Annotated in this window: 19 protein-coding genes, 1 tRNA gene and 2 riboswitches; of the genes, 9 read left to right on the forward strand and 11 right to left on the reverse strand. The window is 65.4% G+C overall.

What is annotated here, in order from left to right; all coding sequences use genetic code 11:
* Positions 1 to 6: 6 nt before the first annotated feature.
* Together SPHN_RS06810 and SPHN_RS06815 are read left to right on the forward strand one after the other, a co-directional pair.
* Positions 7 to 801, forward strand: coding sequence for a MetQ/NlpA family ABC transporter substrate-binding protein (locus SPHN_RS06810; RefSeq protein ID WP_248522192.1), 795 nt, complete (start codon positions 7 to 9; stop codon positions 799 to 801).
* Positions 802 to 840: 39 nt separating this feature from the next.
* A complete protein-coding gene (locus tag SPHN_RS06815) occupies positions 841 to 1,809 on the forward strand; it encodes a magnesium and cobalt transport protein CorA (RefSeq protein WP_248522194.1) in 969 nt (322 codons plus the stop codon).
* Between the two features lie 283 nt (positions 1,810 to 2,092).
* On the opposite strand, the gene SPHN_RS06820 is transcribed toward SPHN_RS06815, so the two are convergent.
* The 3 genes from SPHN_RS06820 to SPHN_RS06830 form a co-directional block, all read right to left on the reverse strand.
* Complete coding sequence (locus SPHN_RS06820; RefSeq protein WP_248522196.1) at positions 2,093 to 3,082, reverse strand: NADP-dependent oxidoreductase; 990 nt, start codon at positions 3,080 to 3,082, stop codon at positions 2,093 to 2,095.
* 140 nt (positions 3,083 to 3,222) lie between these two features.
* Positions 3,223 to 4,476: a DUF2171 domain-containing protein gene (locus SPHN_RS06825; protein ID WP_248522197.1), complete on the reverse strand. Its 1,254-nt coding sequence runs from the start codon at positions 4,474 to 4,476 to the stop codon at positions 3,223 to 3,225.
* A gap of 48 nt (positions 4,477 to 4,524) precedes the next feature.
* Complete coding sequence (locus tag SPHN_RS06830) at positions 4,525 to 4,728, reverse strand: hypothetical protein (RefSeq protein ID WP_248522199.1); 204 nt, start codon at positions 4,726 to 4,728, stop codon at positions 4,525 to 4,527.
* Positions 4,729 to 4,779: 51 nt separating this feature from the next.
* Between SPHN_RS06830 and SPHN_RS06835 the strand changes: the two genes are divergently transcribed.
* Both SPHN_RS06835 and SPHN_RS06840 read left to right on the forward strand, forming a co-directional pair.
* Positions 4,780 to 4,855: transfer RNA gene (locus SPHN_RS06835), tRNA-Ala, on the forward strand.
* Positions 4,856 to 5,219: 364 nt separating this feature from the next.
* A complete protein-coding gene (locus SPHN_RS06840; RefSeq protein ID WP_248522201.1) occupies positions 5,220 to 6,611 on the forward strand; it encodes a carboxylesterase/lipase family protein in 1,392 nt (463 codons plus the stop codon).
* 145 nt (positions 6,612 to 6,756) lie between these two features.
* Here SPHN_RS06840 and SPHN_RS06845 read toward each other — a convergent pair whose 3' ends face one another.
* Positions 6,757 to 6,954 carry a hypothetical protein gene (locus SPHN_RS06845; protein ID WP_248522203.1) on the reverse strand — a complete coding sequence of 66 codons (198 nt, stop codon included), beginning with the start codon at positions 6,952 to 6,954 and terminating at the stop codon, positions 6,757 to 6,759.
* A gap of 175 nt (positions 6,955 to 7,129) precedes the next feature.
* On the opposite strand from SPHN_RS06845, the gene SPHN_RS06850 reads away from it, so the two are divergent.
* A complete protein-coding gene (locus SPHN_RS06850; protein WP_248522206.1) occupies positions 7,130 to 8,200 on the forward strand; it encodes a PA0069 family radical SAM protein in 1,071 nt (356 codons plus the stop codon).
* Between the two features lie 218 nt (positions 8,201 to 8,418).
* Here the strand turns inward: SPHN_RS06850 and SPHN_RS06855 are convergent, their stop codons facing one another.
* Complete coding sequence (locus SPHN_RS06855; protein WP_248522208.1) at positions 8,419 to 9,954, reverse strand: aminoacyl--tRNA ligase-related protein; 1,536 nt, start codon at positions 9,952 to 9,954, stop codon at positions 8,419 to 8,421.
* Between the two features lie 244 nt (positions 9,955 to 10,198).
* On the opposite strand from SPHN_RS06855, the gene SPHN_RS06860 reads away from it, so the two are divergent.
* On the forward strand, positions 10,199 to 11,095 hold the full coding sequence (locus SPHN_RS06860; RefSeq protein ID WP_248522210.1) for a DMT family transporter: 897 nt from the start codon (positions 10,199 to 10,201) through the stop codon (positions 11,093 to 11,095).
* A 153-nt stretch (positions 11,096 to 11,248) separates the two neighbouring features.
* Here SPHN_RS06860 and SPHN_RS06865 read toward each other — a convergent pair whose 3' ends face one another.
* The 6 genes from SPHN_RS06865 to SPHN_RS06890 form a co-directional block, all read right to left on the reverse strand.
* Positions 11,249 to 11,761 carry a CcdC protein domain-containing protein gene (locus SPHN_RS06865; RefSeq protein WP_248522211.1) on the reverse strand — a complete coding sequence of 171 codons (513 nt, stop codon included), beginning with the start codon at positions 11,759 to 11,761 and terminating at the stop codon, positions 11,249 to 11,251.
* 151 nt (positions 11,762 to 11,912) lie between these two features.
* Positions 11,913 to 13,550 carry an aminomethyl-transferring glycine dehydrogenase subunit GcvPB gene (gene gcvPB / locus SPHN_RS06870; RefSeq protein WP_248522213.1) on the reverse strand — a complete coding sequence of 546 codons (1,638 nt, stop codon included), beginning with the start codon at positions 13,548 to 13,550 and terminating at the stop codon, positions 11,913 to 11,915.
* Entirely contained in the window at positions 13,547 to 14,905 is a 1,359-nt protein-coding gene (gene gcvPA / locus SPHN_RS06875) for an aminomethyl-transferring glycine dehydrogenase subunit GcvPA (RefSeq protein ID WP_248522215.1), read from the reverse strand. Before gcvPA ends, gcvPB begins: the two co-directional genes overlap by 4 nt.
* 134 nt (positions 14,906 to 15,039) lie before the next feature.
* Positions 15,040 to 15,411 (reverse strand): glycine cleavage system protein GcvH, encoded by a 372-nt coding sequence (gene gcvH, locus SPHN_RS06880; protein ID WP_248522217.1) that lies wholly within the window; start codon positions 15,409 to 15,411, stop codon positions 15,040 to 15,042.
* 1 nt (position 15,412) lies between these two features.
* Positions 15,413 to 16,660: a glycine cleavage system aminomethyltransferase GcvT gene (gcvT, locus tag SPHN_RS06885; protein ID WP_248522218.1), complete on the reverse strand. Its 1,248-nt coding sequence runs from the start codon at positions 16,658 to 16,660 to the stop codon at positions 15,413 to 15,415.
* 47 nt (positions 16,661 to 16,707) lie between these two features.
* Positions 16,708 to 16,814, reverse strand: a riboswitch (glycine riboswitch).
* Positions 16,815 to 16,918: riboswitch (glycine riboswitch) on the reverse strand.
* A gap of 302 nt (positions 16,919 to 17,220) precedes the next feature.
* Positions 17,221 to 17,859 (reverse strand): hypothetical protein, encoded by a 639-nt coding sequence (locus SPHN_RS06890; protein WP_248522220.1) that lies wholly within the window; start codon positions 17,857 to 17,859, stop codon positions 17,221 to 17,223.
* A 122-nt stretch (positions 17,860 to 17,981) separates the two neighbouring features.
* On the opposite strand from SPHN_RS06890, the gene ispH reads away from it, so the two are divergent.
* Genes ispH through rnhA form a run of 3 tightly spaced genes read left to right on the forward strand, consistent with a single transcriptional unit; the run spans position 17,982 to position 20,354 of the window.
* Entirely contained in the window at positions 17,982 to 18,938 is a 957-nt protein-coding gene (ispH, locus tag SPHN_RS06895) for a 4-hydroxy-3-methylbut-2-enyl diphosphate reductase (protein WP_248522222.1), read from the forward strand.
* Position 18,939: 1 nt separating this feature from the next.
* Positions 18,940 to 19,890, forward strand: coding sequence for a homoserine kinase (gene thrB, locus SPHN_RS06900; protein WP_248522223.1), 951 nt, complete (start codon positions 18,940 to 18,942; stop codon positions 19,888 to 19,890).
* Complete coding sequence (gene rnhA / locus SPHN_RS06905) at positions 19,887 to 20,354, forward strand: ribonuclease HI (RefSeq protein WP_128455367.1); 468 nt, start codon at positions 19,887 to 19,889, stop codon at positions 20,352 to 20,354. The genes thrB and rnhA overlap by 4 nt, the downstream gene beginning before the upstream one ends.
* The last annotated feature ends 18 nt before the right edge of the window (positions 20,355 to 20,372 follow it).

A 20,372-nucleotide genomic window follows, 5' to 3' on the forward strand; every position in this document is an offset into this window, starting at 1 on the left:
ATCGCCATGAACCGTCGCACCCTGCTCGCCTCGTTCTCGCTCCTGGCGCTCGCCGCCTGCGGAGGCGCCAAGACCAACGACGGCAAGACGCTGACGATCGCCGCAACCGCGGTGCCGCATGCCGAGATCCTGGAATCGATCAAGCCGACGCTGGCGAAGGAGGGCGTCGACCTCCAGATCCGCGTCTTCAACGATTACGTCCAGCCCAACCTCCAGGTCGAACAGAAGCAGATCGACGTCAGCTATTTCGAAACCAAGCCGTATCTCGACCAGTTCAACGCCTCGCGCGGTACGCATCTGGTGACGTACGCCGGCGTCCATGTCGAGCCGCTCGGCGCCTATTCGCGCAAGTGGAAGTCGATCGCGCAGATCCCGAACGGCGCCACCGTCGCGATCCCCAACGAGCCGAGCAACGGCGGCCGCGCGCTGCTGTTGCTCCAGAAGGCCGGGCTGATCACGCTCCGGAACCCGACCAACCCGCTGTCGAGCCTCAACGACATCGCCACCAACCCGAGGAACCTCAACTTCAAGGAACTGGAGGGCGCAACCCTGCCCCGCACGCTCGGCGAGGTCGATCTCGCGCTGATCAACACCAACTACGCGCTCGACGCCAAGCTCAACCCGGTCCGCGACGCACTAGCGATCGAGGACAAGAACAGCCCCTACGTCAATTTCGTCGTCGGCCTGCCCGGTGGCGAGAAGGACCCGCGCGTGGTGAAACTGATCGCCGCGCTCCGCAGCCCGGCGACCAAGACCTTCATCGAGCAGCATTATCGAGGTGCGGTGCTGCCGGCGTTCTGATACCGGCGCGAGCCCAGTCAGCGTAATCCTAGAGGCTCCATGACGGTCGTCGCCGCGTATCTCTATCGTCATGGCAAACGCGTCCGCGCAGTCTCGATCGACGAAAAGGTCGACTGCCCGGCGGATCGCTCCGAGTTCGTCTGGATCGGGATATGCGACCCGACCGACGACGAAATGCGGACGCTCAAGGAGCAGTACAACCTCCATCCGCTGGCGGTGGAGGACGCGATCAAGGCGGACCAGCTGCCCAAGGTCGACGTCTATGGCGACCAGCTGTTCGTGGTCGCGCGCACGGCGCAGCTCGAGGCGGACAAGATCGCGTATGGCGAGACCGCGATCTTCGTCGGCCACAGCCACATCATCAGCGTCCGCCACGGCTCGGCGCGGTCTCATAAAGCGCTACGCGAACAGCTCGAAGCCGCGCCGACCTTGCTGATCAACGGCGTCGACTACGTCCTCCACGCAATCCTCGACTACGTCGTCGACGGCTATCTGCCGATCATGGAGAGCATCGAGGACGAGGTGCTGGCAATGGAACAACGCACCATCGACGCGTTCCTAGGCCGCGACGAGATCGTCCGAATCTTCGGCTTGCGTCGAGAAATGATCCGGTTCCAGCGGATCCTGGGACCGATGGGCGAGGTCGCGGGCAAGATCGTCCGCCTCGACCTGCCCTGCATCGATACCGAGGCCAAACCGTATTTCAGCGACGTGCTCGACCACGTCCGTCGCGTGCAGACGATGGTCGAGGGGTTACGCGAAGTGCTGACGTCGGTGTTCGAATTCAGCAACCTGCTCGAACAGCAACGCACCGGCGCGATCACCCGCCAGCTCGCCGCCTGGGCCGCGATCCTTGCCGTTCCGACCGCGATCGCCGGGATCTACGGCATGAACTTCGAGAATATGCCCGAGTTGAAGACTGAATACGGATATTTCCTCGTGCTGGGTGTGATCGGCGTTGTGTGTTCGGCGCTGTATGTGAAGTTCAAGCAGGCGAAGTGGCTATAGCGCGACGACCACTGACTCCGTCATGCCGGGCTCGTTCCGGCATCCACCGTTCCGCATAGTCGCCAGCCGTCGCTTCGCGGCACGGTGGACCCCGGAACAAGCCCGGGGTGACGAGGGTGAAACCAGCCCCTTACTTCGTCCTCCCCCGCCAGGGGGAGGTGGCTGGCACTCGCCAGACGGAGGGGGAGGTAAGGGACAACCGCTGTTGCGTGTCCGCCCCCTCCGTCGCCTTCGGCGCCACCTCCCCCTTGCGGGGGAGGATCGAACGCCGAGCGACTGTCGTTCAAACCTTGACGAGCATCTTCCCCATATTCCCACCCGAGAACAGCCCCAAGAACGCATCCGGCATCGTCTCGAGCCCTTCGTGCACCGTCTCCTGCCGCTTCAGCGTCCCCGCGGCCAGCATCCCGCCCATGTCCTTGTAGAATTCGTCGGCGCGATTCATGAAATCGCTGACGATGAACCCGCGGATCTGGATGCGGTTACCGATCAGCCGCGCGAGATACTTCAACTGCGTCGCCGCGCCGCTGTTATACACGTCGATCATCCCGCACACTGCGAACCGCGCATGCATGTTCGCATGTGCCAGCGCCGCGTCGAGATGCTCGCCGCCGACATTGTCGAAATACACGTCGATGCCCTTCGGTGCGGCCTGACCCAGCGCCTTCACCACCGGTACGTCGCCCTTGTAGTCGATCACCGCATCGGCCCCGAGCGACTTCACCCACGCGCATTTCTCCGCGCCGCCAGCCGAGCCGATCACCGTCATGCCCTTGGCCTTGGCGACCTGCACCACGGTCGATCCGACCGCGCCCGCCGCCGCCGACACGAACACCGTGTCGCCCGCCTTCGCCTCGGCAACCTGGAGCAGACCAAAATACCCCGTCATCCCCGGCATGCCGAGCTGGCCGAGAAACGCCTGCGCCGGCACGTCGAGCGCGGGCAGCTTCTGCACCTGCGCCGCCGGCACCACCGCCTCGTCGCGCCAGCCCGCCATGTGCAACACCATGTCGCCGACCTTGATGCCGTCGCCGTTGCTCTCGACCACTTCGCCGACCGCGCCGCCCTGCATCGCCTCGCCTAGCGCGAACGGCGGGACATAGCTCTTCACGTCGTTCATCCGCCCGCGCATGTACGGATCGACCGACAGCCAGCGGTTGGCAATCCGGACCTCGCCAGCGCCGAGCACAGACTGGTCGAGATCGATCATGGCGAAGTCGGTATGCTTCGGCATGCCTTGCGGACGTGCCTTCAGGCTCCATGCACGGGCCATAAACTTGCTCCTGTCTAGAATATTCGTGTTATCGGTATGGCGGAACATATCCGCAGCGCAACCCGCAAAAAAGCCCGGACGTTTCCGCCCGGGCTCGTTGCTGGCCGGCATCAGCGACGCCGGCCAATGCTTTCAGACGCTTAGTACGTGGTCGGACCCGACTTGCCGAGCGAGTCCGACGTCGTGCCGGTCGTCGAACCCGGGGCCGTCGAACCAGTGGTCGATGCCGCGCCCGTCGTGCTACCGGTTTGGGTGGTCGAGCCATAGCCAGTCGTACCGGCGCCCTTCTTGTCGCCGCCGGTGCGGTCGCCATAGTCGAACATCGCCGAGTTGCGCTCTTCCTCTTTCCACGCCGCCTTGGCTTCGTCGGCCGACTTCGACAGCGTCACCTTGCCGTCGACGGTCTTGATCCAGCGCGACGGGATCGAGTGATGCACGCCGCCCGCATCGCGGTCGTTCTTGGTCAGCAGGATCCGGTCGCCCTTCACCTTATCGACCGTACCGACATGGCTACCGTCGGAACCGACGACCTCCATATGCTCGGCGACCTGCGACAGCGAGCTACGCTGGCCCTGACGCTCGGTGCGCCACGACGAAAACTCGTTCTCGAACTTCGAACGGTTTTCGTTGCGATACTCGTCATAGTCGCGGTCGAGCGCCGCGATCTGCGTGCTGCGCCAGCTATGGTAATGATCGTCGTGCGGGTTCGACGAGCGGTTGCCGAACGAGCGGTTGTCCGAGTTGCCATAGGAGTGCTCGTCGTAGCGCGCATCGGCCTCGCGGCGGCGCTCCGCCTCGTCATCTCCGAACCACGAGCGTACTTCGTCACCGGCGCGGGCGATAAAGCCGCGATCGTCATAGTCGTAACCCTGCGGCTGGCGGCCATAGCCACGATCGTCGCCGCGCGGCGCATTACGGTTGTCGTCGTCGGCATGACGGTTGCGCCCTACATCCTCGAACCGGCGACCGTCCGACGCGTAGCTACCGTGATACTCGGTACCGCTCGAACCCTGACCACGCTGGCCATAGTCCTGTCGGTCATAACGCTGCTGATTCGAGCCCTGTCGACCATAGCCCTGCTGGCCGTAAGACTGGCCCGAACCCTGTCCATAGCGCGACTGATTATAGCGATCCCCGCCCGACGGCTGCTGGCGATCGTTATGGCCACCATAATAGTCGCGACCGTATTGAGCATGGCTACCCTGATCGTCGCGCCCTCGATTGTCGCCCCCGTGATTGTCGCGATCGAATTCACCGGCCGCTGCGTAATCGCGCGCGCTAGACCGACCGTAATCGCCCCCGTCGGAACGGAAATCGCGGCCAAAATCCTGCGAGTTCGGCCGACCGTAATAATCGCCCGATTGACGATCCCGGGTAGTGCGCTCGTAGACCATAGGAGCCTCCTAATTGATGTCCTGCGGCTGCCAGCCTCGTCGATCGATTTAGTCGATCGCGGAGCCGTACATTCCGATGACTACAAACGCCAAACTGGTGGATTGTTCCTGTATTTGCCGTAACTTGACGGCGACACGACGCAACGCTGCGACGACGGTCGGACCGAGATCGAGCCTGAGATCCACCAAGGAAAAAACTCCCGCCCGGCAATCCAAAAAACCGGCCGGCCAAGCCAGTTCCGCCAGTTGCATCGCCCAAACCGACCCGCTAAATGTGCAATCATGGCCTATGGCCAGCCGCGCGGGGCCGTAGCTCAGATGGGAGAGCGCTGCAATCGCACTGCAGAGGTCAAGGGTTCGATTCCCTTCGGCTCCACCAGCGCAACACAATGATAACTAAACATTTTCCTTCCAACTGCCCGGAGCGTCGGGGCGGTAATAGCTACCGGGGACGCTTTATCGATGTCCCCCACGAGCCGCTCGATCACCCCCAAGCCGCGCCGCAGATAGTCGGGGCGGAACGGCGCGTAGAGGTCCGAGATCGATCCGAACTTGCGGTGGCCGAGATGGATTTCCACCTCACCCCATGCCTCTTGCGGCAGGCTCGATGGTGTCAGGTCGGCAACCGAGTGGCGGATCAACTTCATCCCGCCGTCTCGCACGACCGCAACTGACGGGCTGGCATCGACATGCGCGCGCGCTTACGCTGACATCTCGCTTCGACCAGCTTCAAGGATCCTGTCATGCGCTTGACCATCATCATTACGGCCGGGCTGCTGGCCAGTCCGGCGCTAGCGCAAGCCGGACCCGTGAAAACCGCCGTAAAGATCGAAGCCGGCAAATTGCGGGGCACAGAATCCGACGGGGTCATTGCCTTCAAGGGGATCCCGTTCGCGGCGCCGCCGGTCGGTCCGCTGCGCTGGCGGGCACCGCAGCCTGTCGCAGCCTGGACCGGCGAGCGAGATGCGAGCCGCTATGCCAACGACTGCATGCAGCAGCCTTTCCCCAGCGATGCCGCGCCGCTTGGCACGCCGCCGGCCGAGGATTGCCTCTATGCCAATGTGTGGAAACCCGCCGATGCCAAGGCGAAATTGCCGGTTATGGTCTGGATCTACGGTGGCGGCTTCGTGAATGGCGGGTCTTCGCCGCCCACCTATTCCGGTAGCAACCTCGCCAAGGCGGGGATCATGGTGGTGAGCTTCAATTACCGCCTCGGCCGGTTCGGCACCTTCGCGCATCCGCAATTGACGAAGCAGAACCCCGATCGCGGACTGCTCGGCAACTATGGCTATATGGACCAGTTGGCCGCGCTCAAATGGGTGCAGAAGAATATCGCGGCATTCGGAGGCGATCCGGCCAACGTGACGATCATCGGCGAAAGCGCGGGCGGTATGTCCGTTCATACGTTGCTCACATCGCCGATGGCGCGCGGCACGTTCCAGAAGGCCGTGGTGCAATCGGGCGGACCCGGAACCGGCCCCGCCGGCACGGTCGCGACGGCCGAGACGATCGGGGTGGCATTCGCGCAAGCAAAGGGGATCGCGCCGGGCGATCCGGACGCTTTGACCAAGCTGCGTCGGCTTTCGGCGGAACAGGTTACCGACGGCCTGAGCCTGGCGGCGATGTTCACGCCGGGATCGGGGCCAAGAACCTATAGCGGGCCGGTGATCGACGGCAAAATCGCGGTCGACCCAGTCGCAGCCTATACCGCAGGGCAATTCGCGAAGGTGCCGGTTATGATCGGCGCGACCAGTGACGATATCGGCGGTCCGCAAGGGTATATGATCGCGGGTGCACGCAACACCGCGGCGTTGCTCGCCACGAAGGGCGTGCCGACCTATTATTATCGGTTCTCGTACGTGGCGACGTCGGTTCGGTCGGATAAGACCGCAGGCGCGTCGCACGCGACGGATATCCCGTTCTTATTCGACACCGCAGCGATCAAATACGGCCCGCAAACGAGCGCGACCGACCGGGCGGCGGCGCGAACAGCGAGCAGCTATCTGGTCAATTTCGTCAAGCACGCCAATCCGAACGGTCCGGGTCTGCCGGAATGGCCGGCGACGCTTGCGGACGAACCGAAGATGCTCGACCTCGATACGCGCGGCGGCGCGACGTTGGTCGATGACCGCTGACGCCGGAACGATCCTCCCCTCTGCAAAGGGGAGGATCGGGATTGGCGTGGCGTCCTAGAACCGGACGGTCGCGCCCACTGCGAGGTTGCGGCCGAGCGAGTCGTACCGCGCGGGGATGGTGTCGCTGCGCGCATGACGCCCGGCGCTATGCCAGCGCGGAGCCGCCACGCGCGGCGTGGATCAATTCGACGAGTTGCCGATTGATCGACGCACCGTGCAAATGAAGATGGACGGCGTCATACCCTTCGCGGCGCAGTCGTTGCCGAAGCGCATTGACCGACTCGCATTCGCCCGAGCGAGCGAGTTCGAATGCACGTTCCACCGTGGTGATCTGTCCCGTCATCACATCGCCCTACGCGGTATCGCGACAAGCCGCGAGCACTGATTTTCACGGTGTGACACTTTACAAAAGTCTAGCAAACTCAGGCAGATGCAGATCAACCCGACTAATCTAGCATTTCTTGTGCTCGAAGATTTTCGTTCTTTATATGTTCCGTTTTTCGCTATACGCTGCTGCTATGAAACATGCCCGACCAATCCGCGGGGCGACGCGCAACGACGAGAGCAAGCGGTTCAACCTGCCGCAGACCGAGGCGGACGGCGACTGGCTCGACATGCGCGAGGGCATCGACGGAATCGCGCCGAAGCTGCGGACGACGGTGACGGTCGAAACCCCGCGGACGATCATCAGCCGCAACGCATCGCCCGACGTGCCGTTCGACCGCTCGATCAATCCGTACCGGGGGTGCGAGCATGGCTGCATCTATTGTTTCGCGCGGCCAGGCCATGCGTTTCACGACCTGTCGCCGGGGCTGGATTTCGAGAGCAAGCTGTTCGCGAAGCCTTCCGCCGCAGCGCTGCTGCGCGCGGAATTGTCGAAGCCGGGCTATGCGGTCGCGCCAATGGCATTGGGGACTAACACCGATCCGTACCAGCCGATCGAGACCGACTGGCGGATCACGCGCGGGATCATCGAGGTGCTCAGCGAGACGGATCATCCGCTGACGATCACCACCAAGTCGGACCGGGTGGTGCGCGATCTCGACCTGCTCGCACCGATGGCGGCGAAGGGACTGGCGGCGGTGGCGATGTCGATCACGTCGCTCGATCCCAGGATCGCATCGACCGTCGAGCCGCGTGCGCCGCATCCCGAACGGCGGCTTGCAGCGGTGCGCAAGCTCGCTGATGCGGGCGTGCCCGTCTACGTGTCGATCGCGCCGGTGATCCCGGCGATCACCGACCATGAGATCGAACATCTGATCGCGCGCGCGGCCGAGGCCGGGGCGAGCCGCGCGTTTTTCATTCCGGTGCGATTGCCGCATGAAGTCGCACCGCTGTTTCGCGCATGGCTCGACGACCATTTTCCTGAGCGCGCGGGCAAGGTGATGGCGACGATCGCGTCGCTGCGTGGCGGACGTGACAACGATCCGAACTTCTTCACGCGGATGAAGGGGCAAGGGCCGTGGGCGGATCTGCTGGGAACGCGGTTCCGGATCGCGTGCGCGAAACATGGGCTAAATCAGGAGCGGATCGCGCTGCGAAACGACCTGTTCCGTGCGCCGCGCGGGCCTCAGGGCGAGTTGTTTTGAGGGTCGGTAAGTCTCAGTCCGTCGGCGGACAAAAGCGGATCGACCTATTCTCCCTCTCCCTGGAACGGCGGGGTTGGGGGTAAGTCGGCTTCCCCACATCCGAACCGGCGTGGCCGAGCAAGTCACCCCTTCCCTTTCAAGAAGGGGTAAAAGCGGCAATGGCCTGAACTATTGCCAGCTTCCGTCATCCTGGATCTAGTCTAGGATGACGAAGGTAATCAGTACGCCCGCCCGATCAGTACGCGTTCGACCGCGGGTTCGCCGGTGAAGATGCACGCGCCGTCGTCGCAGCCGGTCTGGCCCATCGGTGCGTTGCGGATCGTGAGCTTGAACGCCTTCAACCGCTCCACGACCTTGTCGAGCGCGGGGCCGGTCGGCTTGGACCAGCGCACGTCGACCCAGCCGGGGTTCTTCACGCCGTCCGCGAAATGCGCCTCGACCGCGGCGAAGTCGTTCGCGGGGACGATGTTGCCCTTCACGCGGTTCATCGATTCGACGTGGAGCGTCGCCTGCACGTCGTGCAGCATGCCCGAGACTTCGCTCACGAACGTGTCGCGCGCGACCGCATTGCTGTCCAGCTTGCCGTCCTCGCGGTAGAGGCGATCGCGGCGGATCACCGTGACGTTGCCGCCGGCCACGTCGCGGCCGCCGACCTCGATCACGATCGGTGCACCCTTCTTGACCCAGCCCCAGCGCTTGGTCGCGGCCTTGGCGGGCTTGAGGTCGAGCAGCGCGCGGACCGGTTCGCCCAGCGCGGACTGCTTGGCCAGTTCGGCCTGGAGCGACTTGCAATAGTCGACGATCGCCGCGTCCTCGGGCACGTCGCGCAGCATGGGGACGATCACGACCTGCCACGGCGCGATCATCGGCGGCACGCGCAGCCCGTCGTCGTCGCCGTGGACCATGATGACCGCGCCGATCATCCGCGTCGACACGCCCCAGCTGGTGGTGTTGCACAGCTCGAACTCTCCGCCCGCATTCTGGAAGCGGATGTTCTGCGCCGAGGCGAAATTGGTGCCGAGGAAATGCGAGGTGCCGGCTTGCAGCGCCTTGCCGTCCTGCATCATCGCCTCGATCGAATAGGTCGCGACCGCGCCGGGGAAGCGCTCGTTTTCGGGCTTCTCGCCGGCGATCACGTGGACGCCCAAGCACTCTTCCGCGAAGTCGCGATAGACTTCGAGCATCTTGAGCGTCTCGTCGCGCGCTTCCTGCGGCGTGGCGTGCGCGGTATGGCCTTCCTGCCAGAGGAACTCGCTAGTGCGCAAGAACATGCGGGTGCGCATTTCCCAGCGGACGACGTTGGCCCACTGGTTGATCAGCACGGGCAGGTCACGCCACGACTGGACCCAGCGCGCGAACGCTGCGCCGATGACCATTTCGGAGGTCGGGCGGACAACCAGCGGCTCCTCGAGCTTGGCGTCGGGATCGGGGATCAGGCGGCCATAGCCGTCGGCCTTGAGGCGGTGGTGCGTGACCACGGCCATTTCCTTGGCGAACCCGTCGACGTGCTCGGCCTCCTTCTCGAAGTACGAGAGCGGGATGAAGAGCGGGAAATAGCAGTTTTCGTGGCCGGTCGCCTTGATCCGGTCGTCGAGCAGGCGCTGGATCCGCTCCCAGATGCCATAGCCCCAGGGGCGGATGACCATGCAGCCGCGGACGCCGGATTCCTCGGCGAGATCGGCCTCGGAGATGACGGCCTGGTACCAGGCGGAAAAATCCGCCTCGCGGGTGACGGGGAGTGCGCGCTTTATCATGGGGTGCGGATAGCGGGTGCGCGGGGGTTCGTCACGTGTGAGTTGCGGCGTCCACTCCGTCGCCGCCCATCATACTGACGCCCTCCGTCATCCTGACGAAAGTCAGGACCCAGAGCCACGGGCGGTGTGGATGGTATCCTGGGTCCTGACTTTCGTCAGGATGACGGGTGTTGGTGTCGGGATGACTAGCGTTCGACCAACGTTTGGGGTGGGATGCCCGCCCTCCCCTCGCTAGGGACTAGGCATGCCCACCGACCGCATCCTTCCCGCCATCGGCATGCGGTTGCTGTCGGTCGTGATCTTCGCGCTGATGAATACCGCGATCAAGCTGGCCGAGCGGTACGGCGCGAGCGTGTCGGAGATCCTGTTCTTTCGGCAGTTCGGGGCGTGTTTGCTGGTGTCGGGGGTGATCGCCGCCGGTCCGAGCCTGCCTTCGGTGGCGACGAAGCGGTTGCCGGCGCATGTCGTGCGCGCGATCGTCGGGCTGTCGGCGATGGCGTTTACGTTCAACGGGATCGTCGCATTGCCGCTCGCCGAGGCGACGACGATCGGGTTCACGGTGCCGATCTTCGCGACGATTCTCGGCGCGCTGGTGCTGCGCGAGCCGACCGGGTGGCATCGCTGGGGTGCCGTCGCGGCCGGGTTCGCGGGCGTGCTGATCGTGGCGCAACCGGGGAGCGGCGATCACTTTCCGTTATGGGGTGCGGGATGTGCGCTGGCGGGGGCGTTCGGGACCGCGAGCGTGTCGATCCTGTTGCGGCAGATCGGCAAGACCGAAAGCGCGCTGACGACGGTGTTCTGGTTCTCGGCGCTGTCGTTGATCCCGTTGTCGCTGTTCTATGCGCAGGCGGCGCAGGCGCATGATCTCGTCGCCTGGGTGTGCCTGGCGAGCGTCGGCATATTCGGCGGGCTGGCGCAGATCGCGATGACGACGTCGTTGCGGCTCGGGCCGGTGTCGGTGGTGGTGCCGATGGATTATTCGAGTTTGCTCTGGGCGACGTTGCTGGGGTGGCTGGTGTTCGACACGTTGCCGGCGGAGGCGACCTGGGTCGGAGCGCCGGTGATCGTGTCGAGCGGGTTGTATATTGTCTGGCGCGAGCATGTCCGGCGGCGGGAAGAGACGGATCGCGCGATCGCTTAATGCCACCCCTTAATCCTCCCCGGCCAGGGGGAGGTGTCGCCGAAGGTGACGGAGGGGGAGGATACGCAACAGAGGTCGCCCTTTCCTCCCCCTCCGTCTGGCAAGTGCCAGCCACCTCCCCCTGGCGGGGGAGGATCGTAGGGTAGCGGCGGGCTAGCGGACTCGTGCCGTCTCCAGCATCCGCTTCGCGCGCAGGTACATTTCGATGCGCTGCGTTGTGAACAGGCCAAGAGCCAGCGCAACCAGCATGTCGGTGATCGCAAACGTATCGAGGTGCAGCGCGTGGCCGTCGCCGATGACGGCGCGCGCTCCGGTGCGGACGGCGATGATCGCGACCAAGAACAGGACCGCGGCGGGCGATGAGGTCGTGTTGAGCGCGTGGGTGTCGGGGTCGATCGTGATCCGCATCATCTTGCCGCGCTGCCAGCCGAGCGCGGCGCCCATCACGAGGGCGAGCGCGCAGAACAGCCAGGCGAGGCCGTGTGGCGGGTACATCGTGAACATGTAGAGCGCGGCTGCGGCGTAGACCGCGGGGAATATCCAGAGGCGTTCGAGTTTCAGCGGCTTCACCACGCTCATGCGACGCCAGCGGATCGCGAAGACGATACCGATGATGACCGCCGTGACCGCGTAGCTGATCCAGCCTTGTGCGTCTTGCGCCTGCATTGTTCCGAGCCCCCACCCTGTTGGGGCGGAGGCTAGATCGGTTGCGGTGCCCTGGGCAATCCGTTTTCCTGCGGACGCAGGAATCCAGGGTTACGGGCGGCGGCGCTCGTAACCCTGGGCTCCTGCGTTCGCAGGAGAACGGAGCCGCGATTTACTCCGCCGCTTGCGCCAGCGGGGCCGGGTCCTTCCAGACCAGCACCGGTTTCCGCGCCGCGAGCGTCTCGTCGAGGCGTGCGCGGGGGGCGAAATGCGGCGCGGTCTTTAGGCTTGGGTCGCCGGCTTTCGCGCGTTCGGCGACCGAGCGGAGTGCGGCGATGAACTGGTCGAGGGCCGCCTTCGACTCGGTCTCGGTCGGTTCGACCAGCATCGCGCCGTGGACGACGAGCGGGAAATACATCGTCATCGGGTGGAAGCCCTCGTCGATCAGGCCCTTGGCGATGTCGATCGTCGAGAAGCCGGTGGCGAGACCGGAATCCGAGAACAACGCCTCGTGCATGCACGGACCCGACGGGCCGAACGGGGCGTCGAGCGTGTCGTCGAGGCTGCGCAGGATGTAGTTCGCGTTGAGTACCGCGTCCTCGGATACCTGACGCAGGCCGTCCGCGCCGTGGCTGAGGATGTAGGTCAGCGCGCGCGTGAACATCCCCATCTGGCCGTGGAACGCGACCATCCGGCCGAAGCTACCGGCATGATGCTCGTCTGCGTTTTCTTCTTCGATCAAGACGAATTGGTCGCCCTGCTTCTCGACGAACGGGAGTGGCGCGTAGGGCGTGAGCGCTTCAGAGAACACCACCGGACCCGAGCCTGGGCCCCCGCCACCGTGCGGGGTCGAGAAGGTCTTGTGCAGATTGATGTGCATCGCGTCGATGCCGAGATCACCGGGGCGGACGCGACCGACGATCGCGTTGAAGTTCGCGCCGTCGCAATAGACGAAGCCGCCCGCCGCATGCACCGCGTCGGAGATCTCGCGCATGTCGCGCTCGAACAGGCCGCAGGTGTTGGGGTTGGTGATCATCACGCCGGCGACGTCGGGGCCGAGCCGAGCCTTCAGCGCGGCGGTGTCGACGCGGCCTTCGGCGGTGGCGGGGATGTCCTCGACGCTATAGCCGGCGAAGGCTGCGGTGGCGGGGTTGGTGCCGTGCGCGCTCTCGGGGACGAGGATGATCTTCCGCGCGCCTTCGCCCTTGGCTTCGAGTGCGGCGCGGATCGCGAGGATGCCGCAAAGCTCGCCGTGCGCGCCGGCCTTGGGGCTCATCGCGACCGAGGTCATGCCGGTGAGCGTGACGAGCCAGTGCGCGAGCTGGTGGATGACTTCGAGCGCGCCCTGGACGGTGTCGACCGGCTGGAGCGGGTGGACGTCGGAGAACCCGGGGAGCCGCGCCATCTTCTCGTTGAGGCGCGGGTTGTGCTTCATCGTGCAACTGCCGAGCGGGAAGAAGCCGAGGTCGATGCCGTAATTCTGGCGCGAGAGGCGGGTGTAGTGGCGGACTGTTTCGGGCTCGGAGAGACCGGGGAGGCCGATCGGTGCGGTGCGGAGCAACCCGCCCAGCTTGTTTTCCTGCGAAAGCAGGAATCCAGGGTTACGAGCGGCGTCCTTGGTACCCTGGGCTCCTGCGTTCGCAGGAGAACCGAAGGTGTCGAAATCTACGCCAGTCGTGTGCGAGTCGCCGATCTCGAAGATCAGCGCTTCTTCCAGCATCAGGGCCTTGTTGCCGGTTACCGATGCTGGGACGTTCCCCGTGTTCGCCTCGGGCGAGGTCGGGCGCCAGCCGCTCTGGTTGATGCTCATGCCAGTATCTCCTGCAAAGCGGACGCAAGCGTTTCGACGTCCTCCGCGGTAGTCGTTTCCGTCACGGCGACGACGAGGCCGTTCGCGAGATCGTCCTGGCCGGGGTACAAACGCCCGAGCGATACGCCGGCGAGGATGCCGCGATCGGCCAGCGTGCGGACGACGGGGCGGGCTTCGACGGGCAGCTTCAGCGTGAACTCGTTGAAGAAGCTGTCGTTGACGAGTTCCACACCGGGGATCTGCGACAGGCGTTCGGCCGCAGACACGGCACCCGCGTGGTTGATCTCCGCCAACTGGCGCAGACCGGCTTCACCGAGCAGCGTCATGTGGATCGAGAAGGCCAGCGCGCAGAGGCCGGAATTGGTGCAGATGTTTGACGTCGCCTTCTCGCGGCGGATGTGCTGCTCGCGTGTGGACAGCGTGAGGACGAAACCGCGGCGGCCATCGGCGTCGACGGTCTCGCCGCAGAGACGCCCGGGCATCTGGCGGACGTATTTATCCTTGCAGCCGAACAGGCCGACATAGGGCCCGCCGAACTGGAGACCGACGCCGAGCGACTGCCCCTCGCCAACGACGATGTCCGCGTCCATCTCGCCGGGCGAGGTGATCGCGCCGAGCGCGACCGGCTCGGTGACGACCGCGATCAACAACGCCTTCTTGGCATGGCACGCATCCGCCAGCGGACGCAGATCGGCGATGCGGCCGAGGATGTCGGGATATTGGACGACCACGCACGACGTATCGTCGTCGATCTTCGCGATCAGCTGATCGAGGTCCATGTCGGCGGCCAGTTCGGGCGCGGCGGTGTCGAGCACGTCGCCGGTGAACTTCGCCATCGTCTTCGAAACCGAGACGTAATGCGGGTGGAGGCCCGAGGACAGGATCGCCTTGCCACGCTTGGTGATGCGGCGGGCCATCACGATCGCTTCCCAGCACGCGGTCGAGCCGTCGTACATCGAGGCGTTGGCGACGTCGGTGCCGAGCATCCGCGCGACCTGCGTCTGGAACTCGAACAACATCTGCAGCGTGCCCTGCGCGATTTCCGGCTGGTAGGGCGTGTAGGCGGTGAGGAACTCACCGCGCTGGATCAGGTGGTCGACGCTGGCGGGCACGTGGTGCTTGTACGCGCCGCAGCCTAGGAAGAACGGCGCTTCGCCGGCGGTGAGGTTCTTTTTCGCGAGCGCCGACATGTGGCGTTCGACCGCCATTTCGGAGGCGTGCATCGGTAGGTCGCGGACGGGGCCGTCGAGGCGGGCGGCTTCGGGGACGTCGACGAAGAGATCATCGATGGTCGCGGCGCCGATGAGGCTAAGCATCGCCTCGCGGTCGGGTTGGGTCAGGGGAAGGTAGCGCATGGCGGTCTTTCCAAAAAGACCGTCACCCCAGCGAAAGCTGGGGTCTCATACCGCAGGGGAGACGCTGGTGTCGGCCCCGCGGCGGGAGGTCCCAGCTTTCGCTGGGATGACGGATTACGTCAGAGCGAGTTAGATCAAAGCCCTTCGACGAAGGCTGCGTAGGCGGCTTCGTCCATCAGGCTGTCGAGTTCGCTCGGGTCGCTGAGCGTCAGCTTGAAGAACCAGCCTGCCGCTTCGGCGTCAGAGTTTACCAGGCTCGAGTCGTCGGTCAAAGCCGCATTGCCCTCGATCACGGTGCCCGAGACCGGCGAATAGACGTCGGACGCGGCCTTGACCGACTCGACGACCGCGGCTTCGTCGCCCTTCGACAAGGTCTTGCCGGCTTCGGGGACGTCGACGAACACGACGTCGCCGAGCTGGCTCTGCGCGTATTCGGAGATGCCGACGGTGCCGACATCACCGTCGACATCGACCCATTCATGATCCTGCGTGAAGTAACGGCTCATATCACTTGGCTCCTGCGCGGACGTAGCGGTGGGGAATGAAGGGCATCGCGGTGACGGTGGCGGTGTGGACCTTGCCGCGTTGCGCGATTTCGATGCGGGTGCCAGGTGCGGCGAGCGCGAGCGGTACATAGGCCATCGCGATCGGCTTCCCGAGCGTCGGCGCGAAGCCGCCGCTGGTGAGGCGGCCGATCGTCGCGCCGGTATCGTCGATCACTTCGGCACCTTCGCGCGCGGGCTGGCGGCCCTCGACGATCAGGCCGACCCGCTTGGTGGCGGGGCCGTGCTCGCGCTCGGTGAGGATCCGCTCGGCACCGGGGAAATCGGCGGCTTCGCGGCGACGCTTCGACAGCGCGAAGCCGAGATCGGCCATGACCGGCGTGATCTCCGGATCGAGGTCATGGCCGTAGAGCGGAAGGCCGGCTTCGAGACGCAGCGAGTCGCGTGCGCCGAGGCCGATCGGCTTGATCTCGGGGAGCACGAGCAATGCGTCGGCGAAGGCTACGGCGTGCTCGGCGGGAAGCGAGATCTCGACGCCGTCCTCGCCGGTGTAGCCAGAGCGGCTGATCCACAGCGGCACATCGTTCCAGTGGAACGCGCCGGCGGTCATGAACACGAGGCCGTCGACGCCGGGGACGATCCGCGCGACCGCCTCGACCGCCTTGGGTCCTTGCACCGCGAGCAATGCCTGGTCTTCGAGGATGTTGATCGTGACGTCGTCGGGCAGGTGCTCGATCAGGTAGCTAATGTCGTCGTACTTGGTGGCGCCGTTGACGACGACGTAGAAGCTGCCGCTCGCGGTCGGCGACGGGTGGAGCGGGTCGTACGCCTCGGGCTCGACGTCCTGCGCGGAGAAGGGCGAAGGCTGGTCGTCGGGCAGGCGCGTGGCCATCAGATCGTCGAGGATGCCGCCATCCTGCGCGAGCAGCAGCGAGTAGCGCATCTTGCCCTCACCCAAGCCCGCAATGTCGCCCGGCAGGACGGTTTCAAGCGCGTGCGCGACGCCTTCGCCGGAGAAGACGAGCTGCCCCATATGGCTGACATCGAACAGGCCCGCCGAGTCGCGCGTCCAGGCGTGTTCGGCCATGATGCCTTCATACTGGATCGGCATTTCGTAGCCGGCGAACTCGACCATGCGTGCGCCATGCGCCCGGTGCCAGGCGTCGAGCGGCAAGGGCAGGATCTCGGGCTCGACGTAATCGTCGGCCTGATCGATGATGCTGGCGTAATCGCGCAGTTCGGTGTCGCTCATGCTCGTCTCCGTCGAAGGGGCGCGCGGCACCCGGTGGTGCTGCGATCCGAACCCCCTCTGTCACGGGACCTGAGAGCTTTCGCGCGAACAATGTCCAGCGCTTACCCCTTCGGTGGCCCTCGGCTTACGCCAGGACGCTTTCCAGAGTGTCGATCAGCCTCGCGCGGTCTCTGGTGCCTGAGAGATTCCGGGGTGGTTGCTCCTTCGGCGGTTCCATCAGCCCTCAAAGGACCGGAAACGCTCTCCCGCGCGGTGCCATGCCGGTTACCCGACATCGACGCCGCGAGTTGTGACGCGGCGCACAATCTTAGTCAATCGAGGGTTTCGGGGCGGGGGAAGATTTAGACGGGGCAGATACTCTCTCCGTCACCCCGGGCTTGTTCCGGGGTCCACCGTTCCGCGCCCTGAGTTTTCTCGATTTTGCGGAACCGTGGATACCGGAACGAGCCCGGCATGACGGACGGGCAGGGGCCGGCGTCTTTAGCCTCACGCCCCTCTCCCTTCCCACCGCAAGAGCGGCGGGCCCCTTCCCTCTCCCCGGCGGGGAGAGGGACAATGGCTTAGCGGGTGGCGTTGTACTTGAGCTGGTCGTCGGTGAGCTGGAAGCCGACCAGTGCCTCGAAGCTGGCGCGGAGGACGGCCTGGCGGACTTCCGGGGTGCTCAGCGGATCGACGGCGGCGTCCTGATCGCCGGCCTTGCGCTTGCGAGTCAGCTTCTCGCGGACGTCGTCGGGCAGCGTTGCCGCCGACCGCGCGACCGTTGCCGAGGCGGTCGCCGAGGTCGAGGCGAGTGCCTGGCCGGCATCGAAATGCAGTGCGACGCGGCCGATACGCTTGGCGACGACGGCAGTGCCGCCGCGGACCATCGTGACGAAGTACGGCAGGGTCACGTCGCGGGCACCCTCGGTACGGGTGCGGCGGGCGCGGATGTCGAAGGTGATGCTGGTGACGACCTGGTCGGTCGCGTCGGCGCAGGTCGAGCGGACATTGGTCATCAACGCGGCGACGTCGATCGCCGACTGGTCGCGGCTGGTGGCGGGATTGAACAGCGTGATGTCACCGGTCGCAGCGGGGATCGCCACGGGCGGGCAAACCGACCGGACCGCGGAAATGCCGCCGGTCGCGTCGACTTCGCCCTTGCCGGCGCACCCGGTCAGGAGGATCGCACACGCCGAAACGGCTAGGATGGGGGCTTTCACGGCGACGCTTACCTTCTCGAACGAGCGAAAGGGCCACCGCGTGTCGCAAGCGGCCCCTGTCGCGGCGCACCATAGGAACCGGCTATCGTCCAGGCAAGCAATCGCGTAGAGGCTGACGCATCATGAGCCCAACCGACAAGCCGCCGCTCGAACTGTTGATCGCAGCACCCCGAGGCTTTTGCGCCGGCGTAGACCGCGCCATCCGGATCGTCGAACTGGCGATCGAGAAGCATGGCGCCCCGGTCTATGTCCGCCACGAGATCGTCCACAACAAGTTCGTCGTCGACACGCTGAAAGCGCAGGGCGCGATCTTCGTCGAGGAACTGGACGAGGTGCCGGACGGCGCCCCGGTCGTGTTCTCGGCGCACGGCGTACCCAAGTCGGTGCCGCTCGACGCGCAGAATCGCGGGCTCGAATATCTCGATGCGACCTGCCCTCTGGTATCGAAGGTGCACCGCCAGGCCGAACGGCTGGTCGCGCAGGGCCGCCATATCGTGTTCATCGGCCATGCCGGGCATCCCGAGGTGATCGGCACGTTTGGACAGGTGCCCGAAGGCGCGATGTCGCTGATCGAGACGGTCGAGGACGCCGAGGTCTTCGCGCCTGCCGATCCGTCGAACCTCGCCTTCCTGACGCAGACGACGTTGTCGGTGGACGATACCGCCGCGGTGGTGGCGACATTGCAGCGCCGCTTCCCGCAAATGCTGCCGCCGCGTGGCGAGGACATCTGCTACGCGACCTCGAACCGGCAGACGGCGGTGAAGGCGATCGCGCATAGCTGCGATGCGATGCTGGTGATCGGTGCGCCGAACTCGTCCAACTCGGTCCGTCTGGTCGAAGTCGCCCAGCGGGAGGGGACGCCGGCGATGCTGATCCAGCGCGCGAGCGAACTCGACTGGGACTTCCTCTCGGGTATCGGCACGCTGGGGATCACCGCGGGCGCGTCCGCGCCGGAGCTGCTGGTACGCGAACTGGTCGATCGGCTGTCGGAGCGCTTCAGCGTCACCGAGCGCGAGGTCGAGACGAACCGCGAGACGATCGCGTTCAAGCTGCCCCGCGGGCTGGAGGCGGCCGCCTAACATGGCGGTCTACACGCAGGTGTCGGCCGAGGCGCTGGGCGCGTTCCTCGCCAAGTTCGATCACGGCGAACTGGTTTCGGCCAAGGGCATCGCCGAGGGGGTGGAGAACAGCAATTACCTGGTCGACACGACGACCGGGCGATTTATCCTGACGCTGTACGAAAAGCGCGTGTCGGCGGACGATCTGCCGTTCTTCATGGCGATGCTCGATCATCTCGCGGTCGACAGCAACCCAGTGCCGCGCGCGCTGCCCGATCGCAGCGGTGCGCTGATTCACGAGCTTTGCGGGCGGCCGGCGTGCCTGATCGAGTTCCTGACCGGGGTGTCGGTGTCGCAGCCGAGCGAGGCGCAGGCGTATGCGGCGGGTGCCGCGATGGGCGCGATGCACGTCAGCCTCGCCGGGTTCGATGGCGTGCGACCGAATACGCTGGGGGCTGACGGTTGGCGCGCCTTGCTGGCGAAATGTGGCCGCGATCTGGATGCGATCGAGCCGGGGCTGTTCGATACGGTGAGTGCCGCGGCAGATGCGGTCGCCGCCGCGTGGCCGAGCGACCTGCCGCGCAGCGTGATCCACGCGGACCTGTTTCCAGACAATGTGCTAATGCTCGGCGACCGGGTGACGGGGCTGATCGACTTCTATTTCGCGTGCACCGATATCCGCGCGTACGACTTGGCGATCCTGCACAGCGCCTGGGCGTTCGATGCGCAGGGCGAGGGCTATGACGCCGGGGTCGGCAAGGCGCTGGTCGCGGGGTATGTCGATCGGCATCCGCTGTCGTCGGCCGAGCGCGCCGCGCTGCCGGTGCTGGCGCAGGGGGCGTGCCTTCGCTTCCTGGCGACGCGGGCGTGGGATTGGCTTAACACGCCGGCGGATGCGCTGGTGACGCGCAAGGATCCGCTGGCGTACTGGCGGCGATTCGAGGCGTATCGCAAGGACGATCTATTCGCATGACTGACGACGTAGCTGCCCCGACCATGACGAAGGTCGAGATCTTCACCGACGGCGCGTGCAAGGGCAATCCGGGGCCCGGCGGCTGGGGCGCGGTGATCCGCATGGGCGCGCACGAGAAGGAATTGTCGGGTGGCGAGACGCCCACGACCAACAACCGGATGGAGATGACCGCGGCGATCGAGGCGCTCAACGTGCTGACGCGGCCGTGCGCGGTGACGCTGTACACTGACAGCAAATACGTGATGGACGGCCTGACCAAGTGGGTGAAGGGCTGGCAGCGCAACGGCTGGAAGACCGCCGACAAGAAGCCGGTGAAGAACGCCGAACTGTGGCACGCGCTGCTGGCTGCGGTGGCGCGGCACAAGATCGAATGGCAATGGGTCAAGGGTCATGCCGGCCACCCGGAGAACGAGCGCGCGGACAAGCTGGCCAGCGATGCCGCAGTGGCTGCGGGGCGGCGCTGAGGTTGTCACTGACGGACG

The sequence above is a fragment of the Sphingomonas faeni genome (assembly GCF_023195535.1).
Classification (GTDB): Bacteria; Pseudomonadota; Alphaproteobacteria; order Sphingomonadales; family Sphingomonadaceae; genus Sphingomonas; species Sphingomonas faeni_B.